The organism is Pseudomonas sp. BF-R-01 (assembly GCF_019946615.1).
In the GTDB taxonomy this organism is placed as follows: domain Bacteria; phylum Pseudomonadota; class Gammaproteobacteria; order Pseudomonadales; family Pseudomonadaceae; genus Aquipseudomonas; species Aquipseudomonas migulae.
In genome coordinates this window covers 1-18,651 of the sequence record NZ_JAGYFX010000070.1, presented here as the reverse complement: position 1 = coordinate 18,651, position 18,651 = coordinate 1, and the positions used below count along the sequence as shown (strand labels likewise).

The window sequence follows — 18,651 nt, the reverse complement described above, 5'->3', positions numbered from 1 at the left end:
TGAACTAGCGATCCAGCTCGAGGATGAGGGCTTCGGCTTGCGGCCAGTGCCCGTATCCGGCAGCAGGATTGAGATGACCGACATCGCCCAGATTGAGTAGCTCACTGCCCCAGCCTTCAGCCAGGTGCGTAACGGCTTCCAGGCTGGCGAGGTGGTCGTTGGTACTGGCGGCCACCAGGCTGCGAAATGGCAGCGGCCCTTTGGGTAGAGGATCCCACCCCTGGCTACGCAGGGTTTCAGGCGATGGGTAGCCTGACGGCCAAGGGGCATCGAGGTCAGGTGGAGCAGCCAGCAGCGCGCCCTTGATCGGCCGGCGGTACTGCGCGGCCCAGTGCGCGACCATCAGTACGCCGGCGCTATGGGCCACCAGGATCACCGGCCCGTCGATCTGCTCCAGCGCGTGCTGGATCGCTTGCACGCGCTTGTTGCAATCGAGCTTGTCGGTCTCCTGCGGCGGCACACTACGTACCTTGCTCAGCCTGGCTTCAAGCAACGTCTGCCAATGTTCGGCAACGTGCTCGCGCAGGCCCGGTACGATCAGAACGGTTGCGGCAGTTTGCAGTTTGTCCACTTCAGCACCTACGCTTTCTCGATGACTCGACTGGCTCTGTGGCCAGGGGCTTTTTGTAGGACTGACATTAAAGAGCGCCCACCCCAGGCGCTTTTCATTGGACGTCAGGCACTTTTCTTTTCATGACAGATTTCCAGGTATTGGCGCGCGCCGACCACTGGTCGAAAATCCCCACAGGTTCTCTGCAGCTCACTGTAATCAATGGGTGTGTGTCGATTGCTCCACGACAACGGAGGTGATTGCGGACAGAAACTGGCGAGCGCCCTCGACAACATCACAACTGTTCAATCGCTGATGTGCTGGATATAGTCGCCACGCTCATCTGAATCGCAACCGGCCCAGGAAAGACCTTCGCATGCCCAAGCTTGTTCGCGCCGCCGTCTTGACCAACTACCTGGAGGTTACTCAATACCTGGGGTTCAACCCGCGCGATGTACTGGCCGGCGTCGGCTTGAGCAAAGCCCTGCTGCAAGCCCCTGAGCATCGCATTCCCATCGATGCCGCCGTGCGTCTGCTGGAGGATTCAGCCACCGCCAGCGGCTGCCAGAACTTCGGCCTGAGCATGGCCGAGTCGCGCCAGCTCTCGGACTTCGGCGTGGTCAGCCTGCTGCTCAGCCATCAGCGCACGCTGCGTGATGCCTTGCAGGTGGTGGTGCATTACCGGCACTTGATGAATGATTCGCTGGCCATCTTCATTGAAGAGGCCGGCAAGATGGTGATCATTCGCGAGGAGGTGGTCACCGACTCGCCGATGCCCAGTCGACAGGCCACCGAGCTTGCCATCGGCGTGATGTTCCGCCTGTGCGCTGCCCTGCTCGGCTCTCACTGGCATCCCTACAGCGTCAATTTCACTCACCAGGCCCCCGACAACCTTCAACTGCATCGTCGCCTGTTCGGCTGCACCCTGGAGTTCGGCAGTGAGTTCAACGGCATCGTCTGCGCAGGTGCCAGCCTGGACATGACCAACGCCAATGCCGACCCGGCCATGGCCCGCTACGCCCAGAGCTACCTCGATTCGCTGCAAAGCCACCAAGGCACTTCGATGCTGTTCGAAGTGCGCAAGGCCATCTACCTGCTGCTGCCCATGGGCCGCGCTACCATCGAGCAAGTCGCGCAGAGCCAGGGCATGAACGTTCGCACCCTGCAACGTCGCCTGAAGGATGATGGCTGTGCGTTCAACGATGTGATCAACGATGTGCGCCGCGACCTGGTGCTGCGTTATCTGGACAACCCGAATTACACGCTCGGGCGCATTGCCGACATGCTTGGCTACTCGATGGCGAGTTCGTTTACGCGGTGGTTCATCAGCCAGTTCGGTATGCCACCGGCGACGTGGCGGGTGCAAAAGCAGGGTTCGGCAAAAGCCCCGACGGACGCGGCCCCACCCAAACCCTACTGATATCGCGCCTGTTGTAGGAGTGAGCCAGACAGCCGACCAATCTCTTTCAGGTGTACATATCCATTGCTGCGGTAACGGCGGCTTATGGTTTCGCCCTTACGGCGAGTCACTTGCAGAAGCGGCAAGTAACCAAGCGCTCTTGCCCCTTTCGTTCGGTGCCTCGCCATGGCTCGGCATGCCCTCGCTCCGGTCCTGCTCCGTGGGCCCGCCGCCATCGGCCATCCATGGCCGGGGGCGGCTAACCCGGCATCCATGCCGGGTTGCCCACTACACAGAACCTGCGCTCGGCCTCTCGAGGGGGCGTGTACCTCAAGATCAAAAGCGGAAGGCGAGCTAACGCTCGGCCTGATGAGTGGTGGAAATCAAAAGCGTATGGGGTTCCCTGTAGGAGCCGGCTTGCCGGCGAAAAGCGTTTGGACAACGCATTCATTCAGACAGCCCGCGTTATCGTTGACGTCCATCGCCAGCAAGCTGGCTCCTACAATTTTGACCGTGTGAACCCGATCCCGTGTAGGAGCCGGCTTGCTGGCGATGGCGTCCGTCCAACCAACACATTAATTGTCTGACCCACCGCTATCGCCAGCAAGCCGGCTCCTACAGGGGAGCGGTGTACATGCTCGGAATGAGTGAGCACAGCAGAGAAGGAGAACGCGTTCGCAAATGAGCCAGGTCGGCTTTCAGGCCGCCTCGGCGGCTGTGGCGGTCGTCGCCCCCTCGAGAGGCCGAGCGCAGGTTCTGCGCAGTGGGCAACCCGGCAAGGATGCCGGGTTAGCCGCCCCCGGCCAGGGATGGCCGATGGCGGCGGGCCCACGGAGCAGGACCGGAGCGAGGGCATGGCGAGCATTAGCGAGCCACCGAACGAAAGGGGCAGAAGCGCTTTGGTTACTTTCGCGCTTTTCGAAAGTGACTCGCCGTAAGGGCGAAACCAATAGCCGCCATCACCGCAGCAATGGATATGTACTCAGACAACAATCTCCCACAAGCTTTGACACGGCATGGATCAACGCTGGCAAAGGCACCGATGGAGGTCAACGATGACGCGGGAAGCCTGACCTCTGGCCCTTCCCCGGCAAGCTCACACCGGGCAAAAAAAACGGCGACTGCTGGCACAGTCGCCGAAAAAACCGGTGTTGTCGACACCGGTCGAGGACACCACCACAGTGAGGAGTCAACCGCGGTGCAGCCCTCTGTCAAAAAGCGTTATGCGTCGGGTGTCAAAAGCCCCAGTGCAGCAACAACAGCACCAGCACGACGAGAAACACCGTCTCCCCCACCATCAACAGGATCGGCTTGATACCCACCGCCGCCAGCTCCTTGAGCTGGGTCTTCATGCCCAGGGCACTGATGGACACCACCAGGCACCAGCGCGACAACTCATTGATCGAACCCTGCACCACCGGGGCCACCCAGCCGGTGCTGTTGATGCACGCCAGCAACAGGAAACCGACGGCGAACCACGGCAGCAACGGTGGTCGCTTGCCGGTCGGATCGGCGCCCTGCATGCGGGTGATCATCGCGGCGGTGACGATCACCGGCAGCAGCATCGCGACCCGCATCAGCTTGACCACCGTGGCCGTATCGCCAGTCTCGGTCGACATGCTGTAACCGGCGCCGACCACCTGGGCCACGTCGTGGATGGTCGCTCCCAAGAACACCCCGGCCACTTGCGGCGACAGTTGCAGCCAATTGGCAATCATCGGGTACACGATCATTGCCAGAGTCGACAGCGCCGACACCCCAATCACCGTGAACAACGTCGCGCGTTCTTTCTGCGGATGATTGGGCAGCGCTGCCGCCAACGCCAACGCGGCCGATGCACCACAAATTGCCGTGGCCCCTCCGGTGAGCATGCCGAACAAACGCTGAAAGCCCAGCGCCTTGGCCGCGATCACTGAAACGCCGATGGTCACCACCACCAGAATCACCACCAGCGCCACTGGCTTCCAGCCCAGCGCAGCCATCTGTTCAAGGGTGATGCGCATGCCCAGCAGCGCCACGCCGATGCGCAACACAGTGCGCGCCGTGAATTCGATGCCGGCCTTGCAGGCACCGTCGCCGGCCAGAAAGTTCAGGGCCATGCCCAATAGCAAGGCAAACAGCATCACCGGCGCACCGTAGTGCTCGGACAAAAAAGACGCGGCCGCCGCCACGATCAGACTGACGACAAAACCCGGCGCCAGTTCGCGCGTTCGGCTGTGGATACGGGTGAGAGCGATGGCGCTCATGGCGCGGCCTCCTCGGGAACAATGACGATGAATGCCTGACCGTCGATGATCTCGACCGGGTAGTTGGCGACTTTGACTGCGGTGGAATTGAGCAGGTAACCGCTGCGCAGATCGAAGCGCAGACCATGGGCGCAACACTGAATCACTCGCCCCTCAAGACGCCCGCCACACAGCGAGGCGCCCTGGTGCGGGCAACTGTCGTCGATGGCGAACAAGTCACCTTCGACGTTGAACAGCGCCAGGCTTTTGTCATCGAATTCGAACAGTGCACGACCGCCGACCTGCGGGTGTTTGCCGGCAGGCACGGGGATACGCCGGGTCATGCAGGTTGCCGCTCGTAATCACTTTCTTTCAGTGCCTGGCTCATGGCCCCGAGCAACACCGCTGCAGGTTGCGCGCCCACCACCGTCATGCGGCGATCGAACTGAAAGCCCGGTACGCCACTGCTCGCCTCGGGTGATCCGGCAAATGGCGTGGCGTCGCCCGTCAGGCAGTCAGCCAAGACCTGCGCATCAATGCCGCAGGAGCGGGCAATGGCGAGCAAGGTCTCGCGGCAACCAAGGTTTTCGCGTTTGCGGAAATAAGCGGCGAACAGCCGCTCAAGCAACATTTCACTCTGGGCAGCGTTGCCCAGCGCGCTGACCCGCTCGAACAGACGATGGGCGTCTGCGGTATTGGGCATCGTCTCGATCTGGCCGAGGTCGATGCTCAGTCCAACCGCCGCGGCAGCCTTTTGTACCTGGGCCTGGCGCATGGTCATGGCATCGGCATTGCCCAGGCGCTTGCGGTAGAAATCGACGAAGGGCTCACCTTCCAACGGCAACTGCGGCAGCAACTGCACGCCATGCCACTGCGTGCTGATCTGCACATCCGGATGGCGACTGCGAAACTGTACCTGCGCATGCTCCAGTTGGCGTTTGCCGATCAGGCACCAGGGGCAGATAAAATCGAAAAACACATCAATCTGTAGACGACGACTCACAACTTCACCTCTAACCCGGCCTGGCTGACGGGGTCAGGCACGCGCTGACCCTGAAGGCGGGCAATATCTTTGTGGTAATGACACTTGGCATAAAAGAACACGGCCGCTGCCGCGAGGCTGACCAATGGCACCAGCTGGAAAGCGGCATGCAGGCCGATGAGGTCCGACACCCTTCCGGTGATGAACGGCCCCGGCGCCAGTCCCAGCATGTTGTTGGCCAATGTCAGCGTGGCGAAGGCCGTGCCATGGACCGAGTAATGGGTCAGGTTGGCGACCATCGCGCCAGCCGGGCCGGTGGTGCCGGTGGCAATCAGCATGCCCAGGCAAATCAGTGCCAGTTGCATAGGCCCTGCCGTCATTGCGAACGCCGCCGACAGCAGCAGGCAACTGCCCAGGCAAAAGGCGATGGCCAGGCTGACCTTGCGTTCCGGCGAGTTGCGACACAGCCGATCGCTGAGCATGCCGCACACAATCATCCCCGCACCGCTGCACAGCACGATGATCGCCGCCATGGCGCCGGCTTTGTCCGTCGGCATGTCGTAGTAGCGATTCAAGTAGCTGGGAATCCACACCATCACCGTGCCGCCGACAAACAGCTGCAAGCCGCTGGCGACGTAGGTCGCTACCACCGAACGACTGGACCACAGCGTACGCAGCGGACGCTTGGCCCCCGCGACAGCCTTGGCGACCCGTTGCGGTGCGATGCGAGCTTCCTTGACGATGATCGGATAAAGCATCGCCAGCACCAGGCCAAACAACGCCATGCCGGCGAACGACCAGCGCCAGCCCAGCTTGGCCGCGATGGCACCGCCCAACGCCATGCCCAGCACCGAGCCGAACATGCCGCCCGCCATGAACGCGCTGGCCAGGGTGGCGCGCATGTGTTTCGGGAACACCGAAATCACCACGGCGATACCGACGCTGCCATAAGCCGCTTCACCGACGCCGACCATGAACCGGGCAATGAACATTTGCTGGTAATCCTGCGCCAATGCGCAGCCCAGCGTGGCCAGGCTCCACAGCAACGCCATCAGCGCCAGGCTCTTGACTCGTCCAAAGCGGTCAGCCATCAACGACAGCGGGAATGTCAGCAGACCGACCATCAAGGCAACGATACCGCTGAGCAACCCGAGCTGGCCGTCGCTCAGGGCCCACTCGCTCTTGAGCAGCGGGAACACCGCGTTCAGCACCTGGCGCGACATGTAATCGGAAATCAACAGGCCGAACGTCAATGCAAAAACGATCCAGGCATATTGGCGCGAAACGCCGACGCAACCTGCGTCGTCATCGTCAGCGGCGATTGGGTGAAAGGCCATGCAGCCTCCTCAATGCTTTTATTTATTGTTGTTATCAAGCGTGTTGCAGTGCGGTGGACGAGAGGTTGCGGCCCCTCGTCCGGACCGCCGGTCAGCCGCGTTGCGGCACACCCTTTTGCCCAGCCTTGCGGTTGGGGGCCATACCGTTGGCCAACAGGGTCTGCTCGATGCTGTCGTACTTCACACCGATGCGATAAATCTCGCGGGCTTCTTTGCCCGTGGCGATTTCGCGACCCAGTTCATGGGCAATGCGCACGGTTTGCTGGATCTGCGCCACCGAGCCGAAGCGATCACCCTTGTGATCAATGATAGTGTCTTCATTGCCCACGCGCGGGTGCATGCCCATGGCCATCGACATGGTGTTGAACGGCATGACGTTCTTAAGCAGCGATTCTGAGGTCAGGGTGCAGCCGTTCGGCGCGCGGTGGATGAAATTGAAGAAGTTGAACGGGTTCGGGCCGTCGAAACCGCCACCGATGCCGATCCAGGTCAGGTTCAGCGGGCCCTTGTAGATACCCTTGCGCACCAGGCGCTCGAGGGTTTCCAGGGCATGCATGCCGGTCAGCTGGAAGTGCGGCTGGATGTCGTTGTCCATCAGGCGCTTGAGGTGCTCGGCAACCCAGGCCGGGCCGGCCGGTACGGTCATTTCGCTGTAGGCAGCCTGGATCAACGGGTTAGCCAGCGAGGTACCTTCCAGGTATTGCGGATACAGCAGCTCCATGATGTTCATCTGGGTGGTGTTGATCGCCACCGTGACCTGATCCGGTTTTGGCGTCAGCTCGGCCAGCATGTGGCGGGTATCGTCGGACAGCCACTTGGCGGCTTCGCCATCACTTTCCGGGGCGAAGGAAATCGAACCGCCGACCTGGATGATCATGTCCGGCACCGCTTCGCGCACACCAGCGATCAGCTCGTTGAACTTCGACAGGCGCTTGGAGCCCTTGCCGTCCAGTTCACGCACATGCAGGTGCAGCACGGTGGCGCCGGCTTCATAGCAATCGACCGCTTTCTGGACTTGCTCGTCCATGGTCAGCGGGATGTCTTCCGGGAAATCTCCAGGCATCCATTCCGGGCCGTACGGGGCCACGGTGATGACCACTTTTTCCATGTTTTCCGGGTGCAGGGAATCGTCGAAGAATTGCATGATTTACTCCACTTTTTATGATTGTCCCGCCCACCCGGGATCGTGCCGGGCAGACGTGTTTACGAGTGCGTATGCAGAAAGGGTCGATCAGTAGGTCTTGTCGCCGATGATCCCGGCGCGCTCCATCTTGCGATGGCACGGCGGGTAATCCATGACGGCGTAGTGCTGGGTACTGCGGTTGTCCCAGATGGCGATGCTGTTGGGCTTCCAGCGCCAGCGCACCTGATACTCGGGGATGTACGCCTGGCTGATCAGGTAGCGCAGCAATTCGCTGGCGCCGGGGTTGGCGTCCTGGCCGAAGCGCACCCGCTCAGAGGTGTGGTAGTTGCTGATGTGGGTGGTGAAGGCGTTGACGAACAGCACCTTCTCGCCGGTTTCCGGGTGGGTGCGCACCACCGGGTGTTCGGCGTCCGGGTACATCGCCTTGAGCGCCAGGCGTTTTTCGATCGGCATCGCCGCACCGAAACTCGCTTCGATGCTGTGACGGGCACGCAGGTCGGCGATTTTCACCTTCACGTCTTCCGGCAAACGCGCATAAGCCTCGACCATGTTGGCCCACATGGTGTCGCCGCCGACCGGCGGGCATTCCACGCAGCGCAACACGCACCCCATTGGCGGCGCCTCGCGCCAGGTGGCGTCGGCGTGCCAGGCGTTTTCATAGCGGTCCATCGGCTGGTCCGGATTCTTGTAGATCCGCACCAGCCCCGGATGATCCGGATCGCTGCCGGCCACCGGATGGTCTTCCAACTCACCAAAGCGGCGAGCGAAGGCCACGTGCTCCTCGCGAGTGATGTTCTGATCACGCAGGAACACCACCCGGTGCTTGAGCAACTGGGCACGAATCTCGGCAAACAGACCGTCGTCATGCACCGCGTCGGCGAGGTTCACGCCGATCAGTTCGGCGCCGATGTTGCAGGTCAATTGTTCGACTTTCATGGCTGGCCGCTCCTTAAATGACGAAAATCGACGAACCGGTGGTCTTGCGCGACTCAAGGTCGCGATGAGCCTGCACCGCGTCCTGCAAGGCGTAGTGCTGGTTGATCTCGATCTTGATCCGGCCGCTGCCGACGTGGTCGAACAACTCACCGGCCAGGGCGGCTTTCTCCGCTGGGTCGGCGATGTAGTCAGCCAGCGCCGGACGGGTCAGGAACAACGAGCCTTTCATCGCCAGCATCACCGGGTCGAACGCAGGGATCGGACCGGATGCCGTGCCGACGCACACCATCAGGCCACGACGCTTGAGCGAATCCAGGGAGCCGGCGAAAGTGTTCTTGCCGACGCTGTCGAACACCACGTTGACGCCGACGCCATCGGTCAATTCGCGAACACGGGCGGCGACGTCTTCATGGCTGTAATTGATAGTATGGTCGCAACCGTGAGCCCGGGCGATTTGGGCCTTTTCTTCGGTCGAAACCGTGCCGATCACGTTCAAGCCGAGCAATTTGGCCCACTGCGAGACGATCAGGCCGACGCCACCGGCGGCGGCGTGCAACAGAATGCTGTCGCCTTCCTTGAAGTCGTAGATGCGGCGCATCAGGTACGAAGACGTCAGGCCGCGCATGGTCATGGCCGCAGCGGTCTCGAAACTGATGGTTTCCGGCAGTTTGATCAACGGCGCGGCCGCGATCAGCCGTTCGGTGCTGTAGGCGCCAAGGGTGTTGAGGAAACCGGTATAGGTGACGCGGTCCCCCACCTGGACGTTGGTCACCCCTTCGCCAACGGCCTGGACCACACCGGACGCTTCAACCCCCATGCCGTTGGGCATCGGAATTGGGTAAGTACCATTGCGAAAATAGGTGTCGGCATAGTTGAGGCCCACCGCCACATGACGAAGACGAACCTGGCCTGGACCGGGATCGCCGACCTCGACCTCCTCATAACGGAGGACTTCGGGACCACCGGTTTCGTAGAAGCGTACGGCGTTGGCCATTTTTTCTTATTCTCCAGTCTGTACAGCGTCGATTTGCGCTGATTGGACTGTAGGACGCAGTCTGGTGAGCCGCTTCTCATCAGACGACACAGGCTTTTCATTTCATGACAGATGGTTGCAGGCATGGAACACAAGACTGCGCTATGACCAGGTTTGACCTGCGTCAGATATCGTCATCCGCCGCCTTGGTTGTGACGATGAGGGGCTCGATACCCCAGTCGCCGGGCACGTTCCAGTCTTCGCCAAACAGCTCGGCCGGATGCATCGTACGCTCGGAGCCATTGCCGCACGCCAACGACTTGGCCGGGCAATACCGGTCGCACCCCCAGCAAATCCGCTCGGGGTGCTTGGGGTTGTCGGGGAAGTTCTTGGCCATGCCGATCTCCGGTCATTGAGAGGCGTGCTTCCCAAGCTACAACCATCGCGCGCAGCCGTCCTTGATGGATATCAAGCTATCGACATCGAGTGACTGCCCTCCCCCGATCATGATCCTGAGGCTAAGCTGATAACGGCCGAACAGACTTGGAGGCGTCGCTCATGATCAATAAAAATCCTCATCCGAACACAGAGACACCCGACCGTCCGCCGCTGTCGACATGGGACGATCAAGACGCCGCAACATCCATCGATAGCGATGCGTTTATCGCCCCACCTGCGCTGACAAACGCCGAACTGGTTCACTTGCGTGTCCGCGTCATTGCCCTGGAAAACCTGGTCATCGCGCTGCTGGCGGAAGGTTCGGAACGTCAGCTCGCCGTTGCCCGGGAAATGGCCGGCTACATTACCCCCAGAGCCGGGTTTACCCAGCATCCCTTGACCGTCCATGCGGCGGCACAGATGACCCACAGCGTCGAGCGCGCCCAGCGATTTCGCCGGCGCGACGAGCCGTCGGTTTAATTACTCAAAACTTGATAGCAATCATTATTGTTCGCAGCAAACCTTCCTAGACTCGGGTTCCTACTCGTCAGTGCCCAGGAAGAAATCATGCGTACCTCTCTCACACTCGCTTTGCTCTTGTTCGTACCACTGGCTCAGGCCAAGGAATACCCGATCGGCGAACCACAGCTGTGTCCGGGGCTGGAAGTCGGGGCGGTTTATCTGCAACCGATCGAGATGGAACCGGCGGGCATGATGCGCGCCACTGCGGATTCGGATGTTCATCTGGAGGCCGACATCCGCGCCACTGCGGATAATCACCAGGGCTTTCAGGAAGGCAGTTTCGTGCCCTATCTCAACGTTTCTTTCAATCTGAAAAAGCAAGGCAACGACCCGGAACTCAAAGGCGATTTCCACGCCATGGTCGCCAACGACGGTCCGCACTACGGCGACAATGTGAAGCTGATGGGGCCGGGCAAATATCAACTCACCTTCACCATCCTGCCACCCGGTGGTCATGCCTCTCTCGGTCGCCACACCGACAAGGAAACCGGTGTCGCGCCCTGGTTCGAACGCTGCGAACTGCACTACGAATTCGTCTACGCCGGCATTGGCAAAAAAGGCGGCTATTGAATGAAACGCCTGCAGGTTGCCTGCCTGCTGGTGGCTGGAGCCCTTGCGCCGTTGACCGCCCATGCCGAGTTGCCGAGCTACGAACTGATCCTGCGCGATGGCCACTTCACGCCGGCCTTGCTGGAGGTCCCGGCCGGACAGCGATTCAAGATCGTCCTGAAAAACAATGGTCAGGGGCCGGCCGAATTCGAGAGCACACCGCTGCGGGTTGAAAAGGTCATGTCACCGGGCGTGACCACCTTTGTCGTCATTCACCCGCTCAGGCCCGGTCACTACCCGTTTTTCGACGAGTTCAATCCGCAACTGCCCGAGGGCGGCATCCTCGCGAAATAACCTGTCAGCGCACGGAGTTTTCATGAATCAATCAATGTTCATCGTCTGGCGCGAAAGCGTCGAGGCGTTGCTGGTGATCGGCATTCTCCAGGCCTGGGCCAGCCAGCAGTACCAGGGTCATCGACTGGTCAAATACTTGTGGGTCGGCGTGGGGCTGGGGTTGCTGCTCTCGGGTCTGCTGGCCGTGCTGATTCTGTTTGCCGGCGAGGCCATGAGCGGGTCGGCCAGTGAATGGTTCCAGGCCGCACTCGCGCTGGTTGCCAGCCTGTTGATGGTGCAGATGGTGGGCTGGATGCACCGTCACGGACGCTCCCTCAAACAGGATTTGCAGCGCCACGCCGACAGCCATCTGGCCCGGCAAGGCGGCATGGGGTTGTTGCTGCTGGCGATGCTCGCGGTCAGTCGTGAAGGCAGTGAAACGGTCGTGTTTCTCTATGGCGCCGGTGCTCAACTGCGAGGCCCGCAGCTCGGCTTGTTTGCCATCGGCGGCGCCATGGGACTGGTGCTGTCGGCGTTGACCATCATCCTGCTGCACAGCAGTCGCCGGTTCATTTCGTGGCAACGATTCTTTGCCATCAGCGAAGTCATCCTGCTCATGCTCGGGGCCGCATTGCTGGTCAGTGGCACCGAGCGAATCGGCGGCCAACTGCTCGCCCTCGATCTGCCGGAGCAGGTTTACGGCGTCATTGGCGACGCGTTCTGGGACAGCAGCGTCTTACTGAGCGACAGCCATGGACTCGGTGGTTTCCTGGCCGGTTTTGCCGGTTATCGGGCAACCCCCAGCGGCCTGACCTTGCTGGTGTGGATCGGTTACTGGCTGGTCGTCGGCGGATGGCTACGGCAACGGACGATGGAAAAAGTCCCATGCCTGAACTGAGTTGGCACAATCGATGGCTCCAGCGACTGGGCGACGGGATGCGTCGCCATGCGCGGTTCATTCGTGCCGCGCAGTGGCTGGTTGTGGTGTTTTACGCAGTGCTGCTGGTGATCCCGCCGCTGTTACCGCTGCCGGACAGCCAGGCACGAATGCTCGACAACCTGACCTTGCTTGCGCAGTTTCTGTTTTGGGGGATCTGGTGGCCGTTCGTGCTGCTGTCGATCGTGATGTTCGGTCGACTCTGGTGTGGCGTGCTGTGTCCGGAGGGCTCGCTCAGCGAATGGGCCAGCCATTACGGTAAAGGCATGGGCGTGCCGCGCTGGTTGCGCTGGGGCGGCTGGCCGACCCTGGCGTTCTGCCTGACGACCCTCTATGGCCAGTTGATCAGCGTCTATGACTACGCTCAGGCGGCGCTGCTGATTCTGGGTGGTTCGACTGTCGCTGCTGTGGTCGTCGGGTTGTTGTTCGCCCGAGGCAAGCGGGTCTGGTGCCGTTACCTGTGCCCGGTCAGCGGCGTGTTTGCACTGCTCGCCCGCCTGGCGCCGGTGCATTTTCAGGTCAACGAACAACGCTGGATAGAAAACGCCCCGCCACGCCTGCCGCCCCCCAACTGCGCTCCGTTGCTCGATATCCGACGCCTGCAAGGCGCCAGTGATTGTCATGCCTGTGGGCGCTGCAGCGGGCAACGCGGTGCCGTCCAGTTGATCGCCCGGTCGGGCAATCAAGAGATTCTTCACGCGACGTCGCAGACGCTATCCCCGTGGGATGCTCGCTTGCTGCTGTTCGGTGTGATCGGCCTGGCGATGGGCGCATTCCAGTGGACGGTCAGTCCCTGGTTCGTCGCCCTCAAACAAACGCTCGCCCAATGGCTGGTTGAACACGACCAGTTCTGGGCCCTGCAAGACAACGCGCCCTGGTGGCTGCTCACCCACTACCCGCAGCTCAACGACAGCTTCAGTTGGCTCGACGGGTTCAGCATCGTCACTTACCTGAGTTTGAGTTCGGTGCTGCTCGGCACCGTGCTAATGGTTCTCTTGCGCCTGACCGCTCGACTGGCGGGTGATCGTGCACTGTATTGGCCCCTGGCGCTCACGCTCACGCCCCTGGGTGGTGCGGGACTGTTTCTCGGGTTGTCGGCAACCACCGTGAAACTGCTGCGCTATGAAGGTTTGCTGCTGGAATGGGTGCAACCGGTCAGGGCCTGCCTGTTGGTGGCCGCGATAGGCTGGAGTTTGCTGCTGGGATGGAAGCGACTGAGCCGCGAAAACCGCTCTCTGGCGCGGCGCATGTCGGGCAGCGCCTGCCTGCTGTTGGCCAATGGTTTGATCGGGTTTGGCTGGTGGTTGCAGTTCTGGGGCTGGTCCTGAGCGCCCACCTCCACAACCACCCGCCCGGGTGGTCTAGACCTTGAATCGCGCCACGGTCTGATGCAGCGCCCCGGCCATCTGTGCCAGTTCATGGCCAGCGGTATCGGTGTGCTGCGCACCCAGCAAGACTTGCTCGGACAAGGTGCGAATCCCCACCAGATTGCGATCCACCTCACGCGCCACCAACGCCTGCTCCTCCGTGGCACTGGCAATCATCAGGTTGCGCTCATTGATCTGCGAGATGGACCGGGTGATCTGATCCAGTGCATCACCTGAGCGCTGCGCCACTTCCAAAGTAGCCCGCACCAGATGACTGCTGCTTTGCATGGCCGTCACCGCATGGCCGGTATCCTGGCGAATGTTGCCGATCATCTGCTCGATTTCCTGGGTGGACTCCTGCGTGCGATGCGCCAACGCTCGCACTTCATCGGCGACCACGGCAAAGCCGCGCCCGGCATCCCCGGCCCGTGCGGCTTCAATTGCCGCGTTGAGGGCCAGCAGATTGGTCTGCTCGGCGATGCTGCGAATCACGTCCAGGACTTTGCTGATGTCCTGCACCCGGCCCGCCAGTTGTTCGATGCGTTGCGAGGTGTCGGTGACGCCATCGGCCAGTTCGCCGATGGCAACCACGGTTTCCTGAACCTGTTCGCGGCCGCGCTGCGCGGTTTGCTCGGACTGTTTGGAGGCCTCGGAAGTACTGACCGCGTTACGCGCCACTTCATCCACCGCAGCCGTCATCTGATTCACCGCCGCAGCCGCCTGCTCGATCTCCAGCCCCTGCAATTGCAGGTTGCTGGCGGTCTGGCTGCTGACGGCACTCAGTTCTTCGGAAGAGCTGGCCACCCGATCAACCGAAGAGGCAATGTGCTTGACCATGGCATTCAGGCTTTGCTGCATCTGATGCATGTTCATCATCACACTGCCGTCGGCACTTGCCCCCACCGGCACCTGAATCGTCAGGTCGCCCTCGGCGATTTCACTCAAGAACCGTGCGGCATCATCCGGCTCGCCACCCAATGGCCGGGTCACACTGCGCGTGACGACTATCGCAGCGGCAATCACCAGCGCCAGGCAGAACAGGAACAACCCGAGCATGTTGCGCCGGGCATCGCTGTACAGTGCCTGCGCCGACTGTTCACGGTCGATGAAGATTTTCCCTTGCAGCGCCATCAACTCATCCAGGCTGCGATACACCTCGGCTTCGGCCGGTACGACTTTCTGCTTCAGCTGGGCCATGGCATCGTCGGAAGCCCCTTGCCGAATCAAGACCTGCACCTGGGTGAACGCGGCAACGTAGGCTTCGCGGTTCTTTTTCAAGGCGAGGTAAGCGGCTTTGCCCTCTGGCAGATAGAACAGCGGCTCAAGGGTTTCGAGCGCCTGGGTGATGCGTTTCTTGGTGGCGTCGATCGACTGCTGCACTTGCTGATTGTCCTTGTTGATCAGCAAGTCCCGGGTGTTCCTGGCGTTATCGCGCACGCCCGTGGCAATGACCATGATCGGTTCGATCTTCGGCCAGTCCTGTTTGACGATGACCACCGCCTGTTCCTTGAGCGTTGCCAGATCGTGCAACGCGTAAAACGCCATGCCCATCAGCGCCAGCGGCGCGATTGCAAAGCCGATGACGATCCGTTGTGCCGTGGTTAATTTAGCCATATCAAATGCTCCCAGTTTGATACCTGCCTGATTGGCAGCGCATTTGAAATTCATGGTGGATGTCACTGTTGAACGTTGATTCGCAGGTTCGGTTACCCCCGTAACACGAACGCTGGAAACAACTCGCGCATCGCCTCCCAAAGATCGGGTAGCAAAGCCTGTGCCGAAACGCTCGGCAGCAGCGGATCGAACATCCGCTCGGTGCGCACCAGTTGCACGGCGAAGCGTTTGACGCCCAGCGCGCTCAATCGCTGCGCGAGGGTCAACAGACGTGCCGGTTCGACGAGATGCCAATGCACGGTGGTGCGGCATTCGTAGTCGACATCGCTGGCCAGCAGATGCTCGAGGCTGCGCCAGTTGGCTGTTCCGCTGCCCTCGACGCGGGTGATGGCCTGGCAATCCTCGGGCAACGCCTTGACGTCGAAGCCCACCCAGTCGGCCCCGGCCAGCGCCTTGGCGAACGCGGCCGGCTTGATGCCGGCGCTGTGCAAACCGATGCGAAATCCCATGGCGCGCACTTCATCCATGGCGCCGGGCAACGCGTCCTGCAAGGTCGGCTCACCGCCGCTGAACACCACGGCATCGAGCAGGTCCTGTCGACGTTGCAGAAACGCCATAACCCGCCGCCAATCCACTTCCTCGGTGCCACGAGGCGGGATCAGTTGCGGGTTATGGCAGTAACGACAACGCCAGGCGCACCCCTGGCAAAACAGCACGCAAGCGAGCTGTCCCGGATAGTCGATAGTGGTCAGGGGCACCATGCCCCCGACCCGCAGCATTCGACTCATTGGCGCCCGGCCACGGTCGCGCTTTCGGTGAAGTGCACCCGTTCGCGGTGCTCCGACTGTTTGCCCGGATTGAACGCCGACACCGGACGGTGATAACCCATCACCCGGGTCCAGACTTCGCAGCGTTGACGTTGAGCCTGGGGCAGTGTTTGCGATGCAATCATGGTGAAGCTCCTTGCGGTTGAGTGGATCGAAATCAGTGAACGGTGCCGGTTTGCTGTTCTTTGAGCAGCAGGATCTCGTCGCATTTGGGGCAGAACTCGTGCTCGCCATCGAGGTAGCCGTGCACCGGGCAGATGGAGAATGTCGGGGTCACGGTCAGGTACGGCAGGCGGAACCGCCCGAGGGCTTTGCGCACCAGTTGCTTGCAGGCTTGGGTCGAAGAAATCCGCTCGGCCATGTACAGATGCAAGACCGTCCCGCCGGTGTATTTGCATTGCAATTCGTCTTGCAGTTCCAGGGCCTCGAAGGGGTCTTCGGTGTAGCCCACGGGCAGTTGCGAGGAGTTGGTGTAATACGGCGCCTGCGCGCTGCCGGCCTGGAGAATGTCGGGATAGCGCTTGAGGTCTTCCTTGGCGAAACGGTAGGTAGTGCCCTCGGCCGGCGTCGCTTCGAGGTTGTAGAGGTGGCCGGTTTCTTCCTGGAAACGCACGAGCGTGGCGCGCACATGGTCCAGCATCCTCAGGGCAAACTGCCGGCCGTGCTCGGTGTGCATGCCCTCCTTGTCACCGGTGAAATTGCGCAGCATTTCATGCAGGCCGTTGAGGCCGATGGTCGAGAAATGGTTGCGCAAGGTGCCGAGGTAACGCTTGGTGTACGGGTACAAACCGGCGTCCATGTGATGCTGAATCACCTTGCGCTTGACCTCCAGGCTCTCCATCGCCAGTTCCATCAGCGTGTCCAGACGCTTGAGCAAACCGCTGGTATCCCCCTTGAATACATAACCCAGTCGCGCGCAGTTGATGGTCACCACGCCGAGCGATCCGGTCTGTTCCGCCGAGCCGAACAAACCGCCACCGCGCTTGAGCAACTCACGCACGTCCAGTTGCAAGCGGCAGCACATCGATCGCACCTGATTGGGCTGCATGTCCGAATTGAGGAAGTTCTGGAAATACGGCAGGCCGTAACGCGCGGTCATCTCGAACAGGCGGTCAGCGTTTTCACTGTCCCATGGAAAATCATGGGTGATGTTGTAGGTCGGGATCGGAAAGGTGAACACCCGCCCTTTCGCATCGCCGGCCTGCATCACCTCGATGTAGGCGCGGTTGAGCAGGTCCATTTCGGCTTGCAGGTCGCCATAGGCAAACGGCATTTCCTCACCGCCGATGATGGGGATCTGCTCGCGCAGATCCTGCGGGCAAACCCAGTCGAAGGTCAGGTTGGTAAAGGGTGTTTGCGTGCCCCAGCGCGACGGTACGTTGAGGTTGTAGATGAATTCCTGGATCGCCTGGCGTATCTGCTCGAAACCCAGCTGGTCCTTGCGCACATAGGGCGCCAGGTAGGTGTCGAACGAACTGAACGCCTGGGCACCGGCCCATTCGTTTTGCAGGGTGCCAAGGAAATTCACCATCTGCCCCAAGGCACTGCTCAGGTGCTTCGGCGGACCGGCTTCGACCCGTCCCGGCACACCGTTGAGCCCTTCGTGCAGGAGGGTGCGCAGCGACCATCCGGCACAATAACCGGCGAGCATGTCGAGGTCGTGCACATGCAAATCCGCCTCGCGGTGGGCCTGGCCGATGGCTTCGCTGTAGACCTCGTCCAGCCAGTAGTTGGCGGTGACCTTGCCCGACACGTTCAGCACCAGCCCGCCCAGGGAATAGCCCTGATTGGCGTTGGCCTGGACCCGCCAGTCTTCACGGTCGAGGTATTCGTTCATGGAGGTGGCGACCTCGACCAGGGTCCGGCGGTCGCGGCGCAAGCGTCCGTGCTGTTCGCGGTAGACGATGTAGGCGCGCATGGCGAAGAAAAAACCGGCGTCCATCAGCACCCGTTCGACACGGTCCTGGATCTGCTCGACATGCAGTCTCGGCAGCCCTTCCAGACGGGCGAGTACGGCCTCGAGCAGGCCTTCGGCTTCAACGTCGGTGTATTCCCCGGTTGCCCTGCCGGCAGCGATCAACGCCTGACGGATCTTGTCGGCGTCGAAGGCAACCAGGTCACCGTTGCGCTTGTGCAGACGGTTACTTCCTACTGAGATCAGCGTGCTTTGCATTCGGCCTCCAGATACTACATATAGATTTTTATTCATCTAAAAACACAACATGCAGTGGAGGTTACGGACAAAGGACGGATCTGCAATTGACCGATATCAAGATTTGGCGGTGATTGCTTAGCATTTGTTTTTGGTGTGTATATTCGTTGTTGTGGTGATGGCGGCTATTGGTTTCGCCCTTACGGCGAGTCACTTGGAAGAGCCCCAAGTAACCAAGGGCTCTTGCCCCTTTCGTTCGGTGCCTCGCCATGGCTCGGCATGCCCTCGCTCCGGTCCTGCTCCGTGGGCCCGCCGCCATCGGCCATCCATGGCCGGGGGCGGCTAACCCGGCATCCATGCCGGGTT

General features: G+C 61.1%; 19 protein-coding genes. 6 read left to right on the top strand and 13 right to left on the bottom strand.

Annotated elements, in window-relative coordinates:
* Positions 1 to 4: 4 nt before the first annotated feature.
* Positions 5 to 571 (bottom strand): RBBP9/YdeN family alpha/beta hydrolase, encoded by a 567-nt coding sequence (locus tag KGB27_RS22190; protein WP_008040963.1) that lies wholly within the window; start codon positions 569 to 571, stop codon positions 5 to 7.
* 355 nt (positions 572 to 926) lie between these two features.
* Between KGB27_RS22190 and KGB27_RS22185 the strand changes: the two genes are divergently transcribed.
* Positions 927 to 1,970 (top strand): AraC family transcriptional regulator, encoded by a 1,044-nt coding sequence (locus KGB27_RS22185; RefSeq protein ID WP_223556368.1) that lies wholly within the window; start codon positions 927 to 929, stop codon positions 1,968 to 1,970.
* A 1,214-nt stretch (positions 1,971 to 3,184) separates the two neighbouring features.
* On the opposite strand, the gene KGB27_RS22180 is transcribed toward KGB27_RS22185, so the two are convergent.
* From KGB27_RS22180 to KGB27_RS22145, 8 genes are all read right to left on the bottom strand, one after another.
* Complete coding sequence (locus tag KGB27_RS22180; protein ID WP_223437848.1) at positions 3,185 to 4,195, bottom strand: YeiH family protein; 1,011 nt, start codon at positions 4,193 to 4,195, stop codon at positions 3,185 to 3,187.
* A complete protein-coding gene (locus KGB27_RS22175) occupies positions 4,192 to 4,518 on the bottom strand; it encodes a Rieske (2Fe-2S) protein (RefSeq protein WP_008043850.1) in 327 nt (108 codons plus the stop codon). The genes KGB27_RS22180 and KGB27_RS22175 overlap by 4 nt, the downstream gene beginning before the upstream one ends.
* Positions 4,515 to 5,177 carry a DsbA family oxidoreductase gene (locus KGB27_RS22170; protein ID WP_008043848.1) on the bottom strand — a complete coding sequence of 221 codons (663 nt, stop codon included), beginning with the start codon at positions 5,175 to 5,177 and terminating at the stop codon, positions 4,515 to 4,517. The genes KGB27_RS22175 and KGB27_RS22170 overlap by 4 nt, the downstream gene beginning before the upstream one ends.
* The gene (locus tag KGB27_RS22165; RefSeq protein ID WP_008032908.1) at positions 5,174 to 6,493 is read right to left on the bottom strand and encodes an MFS transporter; all 1,320 of its coding nucleotides are present in this window, start codon (positions 6,491 to 6,493) and stop codon (positions 5,174 to 5,176) included. Before KGB27_RS22165 ends, KGB27_RS22170 begins: the two co-directional genes overlap by 4 nt.
* A 91-nt stretch (positions 6,494 to 6,584) precedes the next feature.
* A complete protein-coding gene (locus KGB27_RS22160; protein ID WP_223556367.1) occupies positions 6,585 to 7,637 on the bottom strand; it encodes a 3-keto-5-aminohexanoate cleavage protein in 1,053 nt (350 codons plus the stop codon).
* Positions 7,638 to 7,724: 87 nt separating this feature from the next.
* Positions 7,725 to 8,573, bottom strand: coding sequence for a TauD/TfdA dioxygenase family protein (locus KGB27_RS22155; RefSeq protein ID WP_223556366.1), 849 nt, complete (start codon positions 8,571 to 8,573; stop codon positions 7,725 to 7,727).
* Positions 8,574 to 8,586: 13 nt separating this feature from the next.
* Positions 8,587 to 9,567 (bottom strand): quinone oxidoreductase family protein, encoded by a 981-nt coding sequence (locus tag KGB27_RS22150; protein WP_008032914.1) that lies wholly within the window; start codon positions 9,565 to 9,567, stop codon positions 8,587 to 8,589.
* A 163-nt stretch (positions 9,568 to 9,730) separates the two neighbouring features.
* On the bottom strand, positions 9,731 to 9,943 hold the full coding sequence (locus KGB27_RS22145; protein WP_008032916.1) for a DUF3079 domain-containing protein: 213 nt from the start codon (positions 9,941 to 9,943) through the stop codon (positions 9,731 to 9,733).
* A gap of 161 nt (positions 9,944 to 10,104) precedes the next feature.
* On the opposite strand from KGB27_RS22145, the gene KGB27_RS22140 reads away from it, so the two are divergent.
* The 5 genes from KGB27_RS22140 (at position 10,105) to KGB27_RS22120 (ending at position 13,653) form a co-directional block, all read left to right on the top strand.
* A complete protein-coding gene (locus KGB27_RS22140; RefSeq protein WP_223556364.1) occupies positions 10,105 to 10,464 on the top strand; it encodes a hypothetical protein in 360 nt (119 codons plus the stop codon).
* 87 nt (positions 10,465 to 10,551) lie between these two features.
* Positions 10,552 to 11,076 (top strand): iron transporter, encoded by a 525-nt coding sequence (locus KGB27_RS22135; protein ID WP_192226488.1) that lies wholly within the window; start codon positions 10,552 to 10,554, stop codon positions 11,074 to 11,076.
* Positions 11,077 to 11,409, top strand: coding sequence for a cupredoxin domain-containing protein (locus tag KGB27_RS22130; protein ID WP_008032923.1), 333 nt, complete (start codon positions 11,077 to 11,079; stop codon positions 11,407 to 11,409).
* Positions 11,410 to 11,431: 22 nt separating this feature from the next.
* Entirely contained in the window at positions 11,432 to 12,286 is an 855-nt protein-coding gene (locus KGB27_RS22125) for an FTR1 family protein (RefSeq protein ID WP_223452501.1), read from the top strand.
* Positions 12,274 to 13,653, top strand: coding sequence for a 4Fe-4S binding protein (locus KGB27_RS22120; RefSeq protein ID WP_223437842.1), 1,380 nt, complete (start codon positions 12,274 to 12,276; stop codon positions 13,651 to 13,653). Before KGB27_RS22125 ends, KGB27_RS22120 begins: the two co-directional genes overlap by 13 nt.
* Before the next feature lie 33 nt (positions 13,654 to 13,686).
* Here the strand turns inward: KGB27_RS22120 and KGB27_RS22115 are convergent, their stop codons facing one another.
* The 4 genes from KGB27_RS22115 to KGB27_RS22105 all read right to left on the bottom strand — a co-directional run bounded on the left by KGB27_RS22115 (position 13,687) and on the right by KGB27_RS22105 (position 18,306).
* Positions 13,687 to 15,306, bottom strand: coding sequence for a methyl-accepting chemotaxis protein (locus tag KGB27_RS22115; protein WP_008032931.1), 1,620 nt, complete (start codon positions 15,304 to 15,306; stop codon positions 13,687 to 13,689).
* 92 nt (positions 15,307 to 15,398) lie between these two features.
* Entirely contained in the window at positions 15,399 to 16,094 is a 696-nt protein-coding gene (locus KGB27_RS22110) for an anaerobic ribonucleoside-triphosphate reductase activating protein (RefSeq protein WP_008043833.1), read from the bottom strand.
* The gene (gene nrdD, locus KGB27_RS31410; protein ID WP_263290127.1) at positions 16,091 to 16,258 is read right to left on the bottom strand and encodes an anaerobic ribonucleoside-triphosphate reductase; all 168 of its coding nucleotides are present in this window, start codon (positions 16,256 to 16,258) and stop codon (positions 16,091 to 16,093) included. The genes KGB27_RS22110 and nrdD overlap by 4 nt, the downstream gene beginning before the upstream one ends.
* A gap of 32 nt (positions 16,259 to 16,290) precedes the next feature.
* Entirely contained in the window at positions 16,291 to 18,306 is a 2,016-nt protein-coding gene (locus KGB27_RS22105; protein ID WP_207286742.1) for a ribonucleoside triphosphate reductase, read from the bottom strand.
* Between the last annotated feature and the right edge of the window lie 345 nt (positions 18,307 to 18,651).